This window comes from Candidatus Jordarchaeum sp., assembly GCF_052745115.1.
Genome location: NZ_JBRAKS010000126.1, coordinates 1 through 10,685, shown reverse-complemented (window position 1 = coordinate 10,685; position 10,685 = coordinate 1). Strand labels below are relative to the sequence as shown.

9 protein-coding genes are annotated in these 10,685 nt (G+C 40.5%); 1 reads left to right on the top strand and 8 read right to left on the bottom strand.

Annotated elements, in window-relative coordinates; all coding sequences use genetic code 11:
• Nucleotides 1-180: 180 nt before the first annotated feature.
• Nucleotides 181-555 carry a hypothetical protein gene (locus ACUVXA_RS10405; RefSeq protein ID WP_445871193.1) on the top strand — a complete coding sequence of 125 codons (375 nt, stop codon included), beginning with the start codon at nt 181-183 and terminating at the stop codon, nt 553-555.
• A gap of 24 nt (nt 556-579) precedes the next feature.
• On the opposite strand, the gene ACUVXA_RS10400 is transcribed toward ACUVXA_RS10405, so the two are convergent.
• From ACUVXA_RS10400 to thsB, 8 genes are all read right to left on the bottom strand, one after another.
• A complete protein-coding gene (locus ACUVXA_RS10400; protein WP_445871192.1) occupies nt 580-1,959 on the bottom strand; it encodes an FAD-binding oxidoreductase in 1,380 nt (459 codons plus the stop codon).
• A 163-nt stretch (nt 1,960-2,122) separates the two neighbouring features.
• Nucleotides 2,123-5,410, bottom strand: coding sequence for a carbamoyl-phosphate synthase (glutamine-hydrolyzing) large subunit (carB, locus tag ACUVXA_RS10395; protein ID WP_445871191.1), 3,288 nt, complete (start codon nt 5,408-5,410; stop codon nt 2,123-2,125).
• 1 nt (nt 5,411) lies between these two features.
• Nucleotides 5,412-6,563 (bottom strand): glutamine-hydrolyzing carbamoyl-phosphate synthase small subunit, encoded by a 1,152-nt coding sequence (gene carA / locus ACUVXA_RS10390; protein ID WP_445871190.1) that lies wholly within the window; start codon nt 6,561-6,563, stop codon nt 5,412-5,414.
• Between the two features lie 105 nt (nt 6,564-6,668).
• The gene (locus tag ACUVXA_RS10385) at nt 6,669-7,211 is read right to left on the bottom strand and encodes a ferredoxin domain-containing protein (RefSeq protein WP_445871189.1); all 543 of its coding nucleotides are present in this window, start codon (nt 7,209-7,211) and stop codon (nt 6,669-6,671) included.
• Between the two features lie 134 nt (nt 7,212-7,345).
• Complete coding sequence (locus ACUVXA_RS10380; protein ID WP_445871188.1) at nt 7,346-7,849, bottom strand: HIT family protein; 504 nt, start codon at nt 7,847-7,849, stop codon at nt 7,346-7,348.
• A 117-nt stretch (nt 7,850-7,966) separates the two neighbouring features.
• A complete protein-coding gene (locus ACUVXA_RS10375; protein ID WP_445871187.1) occupies nt 7,967-8,302 on the bottom strand; it encodes a hypothetical protein in 336 nt (111 codons plus the stop codon).
• A complete protein-coding gene (locus tag ACUVXA_RS10370; protein WP_445871186.1) occupies nt 8,299-8,691 on the bottom strand; it encodes a hypothetical protein in 393 nt (130 codons plus the stop codon). Before ACUVXA_RS10370 ends, ACUVXA_RS10375 begins: the two co-directional genes overlap by 4 nt.
• Before the next feature lie 143 nt (nt 8,692-8,834).
• Nucleotides 8,835-10,526, bottom strand: coding sequence for a thermosome subunit beta (thsB, locus tag ACUVXA_RS10365; RefSeq protein ID WP_445871185.1), 1,692 nt, complete (start codon nt 10,524-10,526; stop codon nt 8,835-8,837).
• Nucleotides 10,527-10,685: the final 159 nt, after the last annotated feature.

Sequence of the window (10,685 nt, the reverse complement as noted above, 5' to 3'; positions counted from 1 at the left end):
TTCTCTCCACTATAAGGGTATCCCTACCCCCAAAAACTCATTTTCAAATACTGTAAATACAGTAAAGATTTAAAAAGCTCGAGTTCTCTTGGTTTTCTAAAATGAAAATATTTTCAAAAAAATTAATTTAATCAGTAAGAATATCAATTTAATCAATTCTAAGAAAAAGGAGGAATAGTGATGCCAAAGAAATCCAAGGGCAAAGAAGAACTAGAGGAAATAGAAGAGGAGGAAATAGAGGAAATCATTGAGGAAATGGAGAAAGAGGTAGTAGAGGAAAAGGAGAAAAAGAAGGAAGAAAAGAGGGAGCCTGTAAAGGAAAGAAAGTATAAAAAGAAGAAGAGGGAAAAAAGAGAACCCATAGTTAGAGACGACCTTTCCGAAACAGAAAACTTCATTGTGAACCTGATAGCAGTTGAGCCTAGAAGACCGAGAGCTATCACTAGGATGCTGAAAGGTAAACTAAATCAGAATGAAGTGGTTTCTCTCCTCAGACAATTGGAGGAGAAAAAAGTCGTCAAGAGGGAAGGTACCAAATCGTGGATAGCAGCTTAAACTATGAATAGCAGCATCACTTTATTAGATCCCCAGTTTTCCTGGGTTTAAAATACCTTTAGGGTCAAATACTTTCTTTATCTTTTTAACGTAATGTAGCCCCTCACCTAGTATTCTATCCATCCAACCAGCTCTCAGCACGCCTATTCCATGCTCGGCACTAATGTTTCCACCTAGAGACATGGCGGTTTCATACACTTCTCCGGTTAGTTTTTTTAGTTTTTGCCATTCTTCCGGGTTTCTTACATCTATTAGTACTCCAGAGTGTATGTTACCGTCTCCTGCGTGACCATAGAGGCCAACCGGGACTCCATATTTTTTGGATATTTCTTGAAATCTTTTCACCATTTCTGGTACTTTAGAGATGGGTACGCAGACATCTTCTGCCTCGTACACTCTTACGAGTCTCTTGTCTAGATTCATGATTGCGCCTCCGGCTGCTTCTCTACCCTGCCATAGCATTTGTTTTTCAGAAGGATCACTGGTCCATTGGACATTATTGGATTTATGTTTTTTACAGGTTTCAACTATGAGTTCAGTTTGTTTTTTCACTTCTTCTGGTGTTCCCCCGATTTCAAAGTATAATAGGGCGTCGACTTCGGGAAGATTTAATTCAGGTACGTAGGCGTTTACGGCCTTTATGATGCCGCGATCCATTATCTCAATTGCGGTTGGTATTGTGTGATTGAGAACAGAGTTAACCGCTTTAGCGGCTTCATTAATATCCTCAAATGGAGCTACTATCACTGCGGTTTCCTCGGGTAAAGGAATGATTCTTAGCAAAGCTTCAGTGATTATGCCGAGCGTACCCTCGGAACCTATAAATAGCTGCGTCAAGTCCAGACCTAAACTTCTTTTCAGGGTTTTACCACCTAGACTCAGGACTTCACCTGATGCTAAAACAACTTTTAGACCAAGAACAAAATTTCGGGTCACACCATATTTTACCGCGGTCATTCCTCCGGCGTTTGTGGAAATCATGCCTCCTATTGTACACATTTTTTTGCTGCCCGGAGTTGGTGGAAAAAAGAAACCTTGTTTTTTTAATTCTTGGTTAAGTTGAAGTTGAATTACTCCCGGCTCCACCCTTACACAAAAATTATCTAGATCGATTTCCAGAATTTTATTCATTTGCGTTAAGTCCACCACTATCCCTCCCTCAATAGGAACAGCCCCCCCACATAGACCGGTTGCCGCACCCCTTGGAGTTACCGGTATTTCATTAGTATTAGCCAACTTCATTATTTCTACAACTTGATCTGTTGTTTGTGGAAAAACAACCACATCTGGAATCGACTTGTATATTGAGGCATCCATGGAATAACAGTACCTATCAATAATATCACTTTTAACATTCTCCTCTCCAACAATACTGGCCAAGATATTTACAAGATCTTCTTTCAATATATTAACACCACAGACGAGAATCAATGATGGTAGCGAGACTAGTTTAAGCTAAAAAGCGGATAGTAAACAGAAGTTAAATATTTTATTACAAATTAGAAATCCTAATTATTTTACTAAAAATCGAATAAGGATCCAAAAACTCAATTTTTCTGGGAAGGGTTTACTTATACATAATTGGAGGTTTTTCGATTTTTTCCAGATATTCATTCAGAGATTTTACTGTTAATGTTTTATTTCTCATGGTCTTTAAGGCTTTAACAAGAGCCTTAGCCATCTCAAGATTTGTTACCACTGGAATATTGTACTCAATGGCTATTCTTCTTATAACATACTCATCAGACATCATCTCAGCGAATTTTTCGAGCGTACCGGAGCGCACAATGTTTATCACCAGATCAATTTCGCGGTTAATTAGATAATCTCTGATGTTTGGCTTCCTCCGAGACTCCCTCATCTTATAAACAGTTTCCACGTTCTCCAAACCCTCCTCTATGAAAGCTTCAGCGGTATGCTCTGTTGCATAAATTTTATATCCCATATCAGAAAATTCCTTTGCCAAAGGCAACAATTTCTCTTTAAGCTCTTTTCCTCCCACGGTGATTAGCACATTTCCACCATTCAAGGGAATCTCAAATTCCGCAGCTTGCAAAGCTTTCAGAAAAGCCTCATCAAAATTCTCACCTAAGCAGGCAACCTCACCAGTTGAGACCATCTCGACTCCTAGCACAGGGTCGGCTCCCTCAAGCCGCATAAATGAGAATTGAGGAACCTTAATTCCCGTGTGACTAATTTCCGGAGCACTTAGAGCATTTATATCCTTCAGTTTCTTACCTAACATTACGGCGGCTGCACTTTCCATGAGATTAATACCCTTGGTTTTACTCACGTAAGGCATGGATCTCGAAGATCTCAAATTACACTCAATAACATAAGCTTCACCGTTTTTGACAAGATATTGAATGTTAAAAGGGCCTATTATATTCAGGGCAACTGCGATTTTCTTACTACAGTCCTCCACTTTGCTTTGCATAATTTTCGACAAACTGTGAGGGGGTATACTCATTGTAGCGTCTCCAGAGTGAACGCCAGCATCCTCCACATGTTCAATAACTGCACCTATTAGAACATTCTCCCCATCAGATATTCCGTCTACCTCGATTTCTCTAGCCTCTTCTATAAACTTGGATATGACCACGGGGTGCTCTTTTGAAACTCTTGTGGCCATTACTAAGAAATCTTCCAAATGTTTATCACTGTAAGCGACTCTCATGGCTGCCCCTGATAGAACGTAGCTTGGTCGAACAAGAACAGGGTACCCCACCTTATTAGCAAACTTTTTTGCCTCCTCAAGTGAGGAAAGTTTTTGCCAAGGTGGCTGAGGAATATTGAGTGAATCTAAAAGGGCGCTAAACTTGGCTCTATCCTCAGCTCGGTCAATGTTCTCTCCCTTAGTGCCTAGAATGTTTGCACCAGCATTGGCTAGTTTCATAGCTATATTGTTTGGTATTTGCCCCCCCACTGATACTATGATTCCTAGTGGTTTTTCTTTCTCATATATGTCCATTACTCTTTCAAAACTCAATTCTTCAAAGTAAAGTTTATCACTCATATCATAATCAGTTGAAACCGTTTCTGGATTGTAGTTAATCATTATGGCTTCGTCAACATTATGATTTTTTAACGCTAAAGTGGTGTTCACGCAACCCCAGTCGAATTCCACCGAGCTTCCAATTCTGTAAGTTCCAGCCCCCAGAACTATAACCTTATTCCTCTTATTCTTAAATAGGATATCGTCTTCTTCCCCTCCATATGTTGCATAAAGATAATTGGTTTGAGCCGGCCACTCGGCTGCCAAAGTATCTATTTGTTTAATAACTGGTGTTATCCCAAATTTCTTTCTTAATCTTCTTATTTCATTTTCATTTGTGTTTAGGTAGGTTCCAATTTGCTCGTCAGAGAATCCTAATTGTTTGGCCTTCTTTAAAATTCTTCCAAGTTCCTCAGAATTATTGAGGTCAAGATTTTTCAAATGCTCCTCCATTCTAATTATATTCTGAATCTTGTATAGGAACCACTTATCAACTCCGGTTAAGGAGTAGATTTCCTCTATTGATAATCCTCTCTTTAAAGCCTTAACTATTTTGAATATTCTTTCATCTGTAGGATGAGATAAGAGATATTGTATGTGGTCTAGGGGTTCGGGTTTAATCTCGTCCACATTACCTACCAATCCCATGGCACCGATATCTAGCATTCGAATAGCCTTTTGAATTGCTTCTTCAAAACACCTCCCGATGGCCATAACCTCTCCCACACTCTTCATCTGCGTCCCAATCTGCCTGTTGACATTTACAAATTTTTGAAGATCCCACCGGGGTATTTTAACCACTAGATAGTCTAAAGCGGGTTCAAAGCACGCAGTGGTTACTCCAGTCACCCTATTGGTTAATTCTGGCAAATTGTAGCCTATTGCTAGTTTGGCTGCTATGTATGCTAAGGGGTAACCGGTGGCTTTGGATGCAAGTGCTGAAGATCTGGATAATCGAGCGTTAACCTCGACAGCATAGAAATCTAACGATTTTGGATCCAAAGCGTACTGAATGTTACATTCTCCCACAATACCCAAATAGCGTATAACCCGAATGGAAGCTTCTCTGAGAGTATGATATTCTTGGTTTGTAAGTGTTTGACTAGGAGCAACCACGATTGATTCGCCTGTGTGTATACCCATGGGGTCAAAGTTTTCCATATTACAAACTGTTATACAGTTGTCCATTGAATCGCGGACTACTTCGTATTCAATTTCTTTCCATTTACCCACATACTGTTCCACTAGAACCTGGGATATCATACTCTGGGCTAATCCTCTGCTCACAATCTCTTTAAGATCATCCCGATTATAAGCAACACCGGAACCTTGACCCCCCAGCGTGTAAGCCACTCTAATCATAATGGGATAGCCTATTTTCTCAGCTATTTCCACAGCCTCCCCAATGGAGGATGCAGTAGCACTTTTTAGTACTTTAACTCCAGCCTCGCTCATCGCTCTTCTGAAAAGTTCTCTATCCTCAGTAATCTCAATAGCCCTAACAGGGGTTCCTAAAACCTGAACATTATGTTTTTCAAGAACACCATTTTTAGCCAGTTCAACTCCGCAGTTAAGAGCCGTCTGTCCCCCAAAACTCAACAGGATTCCGTCCGGTTTCTCTCTTTCAATAACCCTCTCGATGTAATATGGAATAATGGGTAACAAATACACTTTTTCGGCAAATCCAGGATCTGTTTGAATAGTCGCTATATTGGGATTTACTAGAACTGCTTCGATTCCCTCCTCCTTCATCGCCTTTAAAGCTTGACTTCCAGAATAATCAAACTCTCCAGCTTGACCAATTCTCACCGCCCCACTTCCTAGAATTAAGACCTTGTTAATCCCTTTAAGCTTAGGCATATTAGGCACCCTCCAACATTTTGAGGAAAAGATCAAAAATATATCTAGTATCTACGGGTCCAGCAGTATGTTCTGGATGAAATTGTACAGAAATAACATTACGTCTTTTGTGCAAGAGCCCTTCAACAGTTTTATCATTCAAGTTCTGGAACCATAATTCTAAATTCGTGTCTTTGAGTGAATCAAGACTCACGGCATAACCATGATTTTGTGTGGTGATGTAACACCTCCCAGTATTTGAGTCAACGCAAGGTTGATTCTGCGAGCGATGTCCGTATTTCAATTTATAGGTATTCCCACCACAAGCTAGTGAAATTATCTGATTACCAAAACATATACCCATCACGGGAACATTGTCCTCTATCAAATTATTTACGGTAAATATTGTATCTTGAACTTTTTTGGGATCACCGGGACCATTTGAAATTAGTACTCCGGCGGGCTTATACTCCATAATCTCGTCGGCGGAGAAATTATAGGGAACCCTTACTACATCAACTCCAAAAGCTAAGAGTTCCCGTAAAAGGTTATATTTCACTCCGCAGTCTATGACCACCACTGTTTTTCGTCCTTCATTATAATACAATATTGGTTCGCTACAGGTAACTCTGGCCACAAGATCCGACTCATTAGGGTCGGGTATCCGCTTAGCCTCTTTAATCAAGCTATTCAGATTAGGGTCTACGCCTTCTCTAAAAACCTCTAAAACTCCTAGCATAACGCCGTGTACCCGTAGCTTCTTTGTTAACATGCGGGTATCTATTCCCTGCAAACCGGGAATATTCTCTTTTTCGAGCCAGTTGCCAAGAGTCTGTGTTGATTGCCAATGATGCGGAGTGTCACAATACTCATGAACTATAAATCCATTTACCTTAATTCCTTCAGACTCGAAAAATTTTGGAATTTTCCAACGATCATAAGCATTCCAAGAAGGAACTCCATAATTTCCCACTAGGGGATAAGTAAGAACGAGAATTTGGCCAAAATACGAGGGGTCTGTGAGAACTTCCGGATATCCAACCATACCGGTATTGAAAACTATTTCGCCATGAACCCTTCCCGTGGCACCGAAACCAGTGCCTAGGAAATAGGAACCATCTTCCAGTACCAGTGCGGCTTTTCTTTCCGTTTCTTGTGATTCTTTCTTGTACACTGCAACCCTCGGCAAACTCAGCATTATAAATATTTAAACCTTGTGAAATAAATGGAACAATACCCGAAAACAGTGTTCTGCTACTTTTATGGTTGAAAAAGGAAATTAGCGGTCAAAAAAGATATTCTTCGAAGTAGCCGAAAGGGGAATACCCAGAATATAGTCAGCATCCATCAGATTCAGAAGTTTTGCTGCAACACCGATGCGATACATAACCCGATTGTCCACACCTATTAGAGCCGCTGTTTTTACAGCCGATCCAATTGCGATACCAAGGTCAATAAGTTTAAGATCGCAAAATGGCCCGGGAAAAGGCATGCCCTTCTTTTCTTGTTTTAGAAACTCGTCACAAGTAGCAAACCCGCAGGAGCCACAATTTCCGCCGGTTATATCGGTATTTTTAATGCCAAAAAGAAGAACCGCAAGTGCCTGTTCCACACCTTTAGCGTCCCTATGGAAATTTTTTCCAGCAATATCCGCGAGTTGATGCATTTGTTTCGCGATTTTTTCTTTTTCCTCATCAGAAACAATAGCTAAAATAATAGAGTCTTGCCCCAGTCCCTTGGGTGCGGTTTTTGCGCTTATCATCATTTGATATGCAACATCCAACACTGTTTTCCTTTTAATATCGTCAAAATATTTAACCATCCCTAACGTCTCCAAATTCGATTAAAGAAACGAAATTAAAACATTCTCTGAAAATTGTTTGATAGTTGTTTTTCTAGAAATATAAGTTTTATTAAGCTACACCTTAAAAACTAGAAATTTCGGGAATAGAAACTTTAATAAAACATACGAGCTTTGCTCCTGAGTTTTTTGAGGGTTTCCTCCAGAGTTTCCACCACTACTCTAGTGCCGTTTATGGTTTCCATGAACCCAATTTCGCTGGTGTAACGGGGCACAATTTGTATATGGAAATGCTTTACACTGGCACCTGCAGCCTCGCCCTGATTAATGCCGATATTAAATCCTTGGGGATGGTATACTTCTTTAAGTAACTTTACTGACTTCTGTGCCATTAAAAACAAGTTACATATCTCTTCTTCACTAAGCTCTTCAAAGTTTTCCACATGTTTGATTGGAAATATTAGTAAATGACCAGGATTGTAAGGGTAAATATTTAGGACAACCATAGTTTCATTATTTTTATAAATTATTTTTTGTTGGACCTCAGGGTTTCCCTCAATAATGGAGCAGAGAATGCAATCCACTTTGGGTCTATTATCTCCTCTGGCGTAGTCGCCCTTACTGGGTACGCAAATATAAGAGCGAAACTTTTTTATCAAATTTCTAACACTCCAATGTTATTCTCAATAGTGCGCCGACTTCATATTTCACGCCATTTTATGACAATTTTATATTGAGGTATTAAATAAAAATTGCTGACAACCTATTTTAAAAGATTATGCCTTGAAAAGAGCGATTATAAATAAAAAAATTGCAATAACACCTATAGCTTCAAACACAATCATGTTTTTAACCGTAAAATCAGCAAAAAATACGCTGAACACCCCAAAGAGATTAGTAATTTCTAAAATAATCCCATTAAAAGGGTGGTAAGCTCCAGCCATACCTCCATACAAATTCATAATAAAGAGCATAGCAAAAGCACCCATAAATAATAAGAGAAACTTGGAGCCTGATCGCTTATACGAAGAGTAAGCTACACCAATTAGAAGTACGTAGCCAAGGCTCACAGAAATCATCAAAACAGAAGTCACATCAAATAAGAAAGTCATTTACTTCCCTCCTTTATCAACGCACCACTAATCTTGCCCGCAAGAATCATTGCTAAACCAAAAACGGCTATAGCAAGAAACTGCAGGAACTGAAACAAAAGCCAGGCCTCTTGCTGAGCATAATGCATATAATCCAAACTATATTCCAAGAAAGAAAATTTTATAATAAGATAATAGTAGAACCAATCTAGTACGGGTTCGAAATAAAATGAACCTAGCTGGACCCCCATCATAACTAAAAACGCCAATGCTAAAAGCAGAAAAATACTTTTTCTGCCCTTCTTTAAAAAAATCACCACTGATAACACACAAAGAACACCGTAAGCAAATATCAAGAATAAAGCCAAGTAAACCACAAGCGGATCAAACGTGACAGTGGACGTAAACATCAAAACCACCCAAATTTAGAAATTGTACACTTATATGTGCATTACCTCTAAAAATCTTTCGAAAAAACCCAGCGAAAATAAAATAAAATAAACCCACTTTTTAAATAACAAGACAAAAATAAATAAAATAAGAGGAAGCAAAACTACATCATGCCAGGCATTCCACCCATACCTCCCATTCCTGGGGGCATACCTCCGGGTCCTCCGGGTCCTCCGGGTCCTCCGGGTCCTCCGGGTGGACCTGCTGCTGGTTCGTGTCGTTTGGAAGCTATGACATCGTCGATCCTTAGAATCATCTCGGAGGCCTCGCTTGCAGACGCTATAGCTTGCTTTTTAACGCGCAGCGGCTCAATAACACCCGCCTTTAGCATGTCAGCGACTTCCCCCGTAGCAATGTTTACACCCATCCAGAGTCCACCTTTCTCGTGAGCTGCACGAAGCTTTACTATAATGTCTAACTGGTCGTAACCTGCGTTCTCAGCTAAAGTCTTGGGAACGATCTCAAGCGATTCAGCAAAGGCTTCTATAGCAAGCTGCTCACGGCCACCAACAGACTCGGCGTAATCCTTTAGACGTTTCGCAACCTCGATTTCTGGTGCTCCTCCTCCGGCTACCATCTTTTTGTCTTCAAGGACATCCCTAACGACGCTAAGAGCATCGTTTAGTGCGCGTTCACCTTCGTCTACAACATGCTCTGTTCCGCCTCGAACCACAATGGTCACGGCTTTGGGGTTCTTACATTCACGAACGTAAACCATCTTATCATTCAAAACCTTGACTTCCTCAACAAGCCCTGCTTTACCTAGGTTTTCAGCCTTAAGCTCTTTCAAGTTTGTAACAACAGTACCGCCAGTAGCTTTAGCGAGTTTCTCCATATCCGACTTCTTAACTCTACGCACCGCCATTATACCTGCCTTAGCAAGATAGTGCTGAGCAGTATCGTCTATACCTTTCTGACTGAATATGATGTTTGCTCCACTAGCCTTAATGCTTTCAACCATTTGTTTAAGCAGATTCTGCTCCTCATCTAGAAATGCTTGCATCTGGGTTGGATCGCTAATTCGAATTTCCGCGTCAAACTCTGTTTTTTCCAGTTCTACCGGTGCATCTACAAGTGCTATTTTCGCGTTTTTAATAGATTTAGGCATTGCCGGGTGCACCAATTCTTTGTCAACCACCATGCCTTGAACCAATTCCGTCTCTAGAATACTTTTACCCTGTTTCTTGATAATACTAACCATCTCTCGATTAGCTTCCAGTTTGCCATCCTTTTCCTCGGCGATCTGCTTTATAGCCTCCACCGCGATTTTTGCAAAGTGTTCCTTTGCCCCCAGCACAGACTTGCTGTTCATAGAAGTAACTGCAATCTTCATAAGAGTCTTCTCGTCGTCAGGATCCACATCGAGTGCCATCTCATCCAAAATCTTCTTTGCCTGATCAGCCGCCTTCTTATACCCACTCACTATAAGAGTCGGATGAATCTTCTGGTCAAGAAGCTCCTCAGCTCTCTTCAGCAACTCACCGGCAATTACTACAGCTGTCGTAGTTCCATCCCCAACCTCATCGTCCTGAGTTTTTGCCACGCCAACTAGCATTTTTGCTGCAGGATGCTGCACGTCAATTTCGTCCAGTATTGCGGCTCCGTCGTTTGTGATTGTGACATCACCCAAGCTGTCTACGAGCATTTTGTCCATGCCTCTTGGTCCTAGGGTGCTTCTGACCGCTTCTGCTATTACTCTTGCTGCCATCATGTTTGATCTCTGTGCGTCTCTTCCGCGGGTTCTTTCTGCGCCTTCTTTTAGTATTAATATGGGTACTCCACCTAATTGTGCCATTTTTTCTATTCCTCCTCAATTTTGTGATTTTGTGTTATTAGAATTTGTATGGGTTTTATTGCGGGACAGTGTTATAGCACTTCTATATAAATTTTACGATAATTGCCAGTATTTGAAAATGAGTTTTTGGGGGTAGGGATACCCTTATAGTGGAGAGAA

Coding starts and splice junctions, on each gene's coding strand:
- ACUVXA_RS10405 (WP_445871193.1), top strand. CDS start 181: ATGCCAAAGAAATCCAAGGGCAAAGAAGAACTAGAGGAAATAGAAGAG.
- carB (WP_445871191.1), bottom strand. CDS start 5,410: ATGCCTAAGCTTAAAGGGATTAACAAGGTCTTAATTCTAGGAAGTGGG.
- ACUVXA_RS10385 (WP_445871189.1), bottom strand. CDS start 7,211: ATGGTTAAATATTTTGACGATATTAAAAGGAAAACAGTGTTGGATGTT.
- ACUVXA_RS10375 (WP_445871187.1), bottom strand. CDS start 8,302: ATGACTTTCTTATTTGATGTGACTTCTGTTTTGATGATTTCTGTGAGC.
- ACUVXA_RS10370 (WP_445871186.1), bottom strand. CDS start 8,691: ATGTTTACGTCCACTGTCACGTTTGATCCGCTTGTGGTTTACTTGGCT.
- thsB (WP_445871185.1), bottom strand. CDS start 10,526: ATGGCACAATTAGGTGGAGTACCCATATTAATACTAAAAGAAGGCGCA.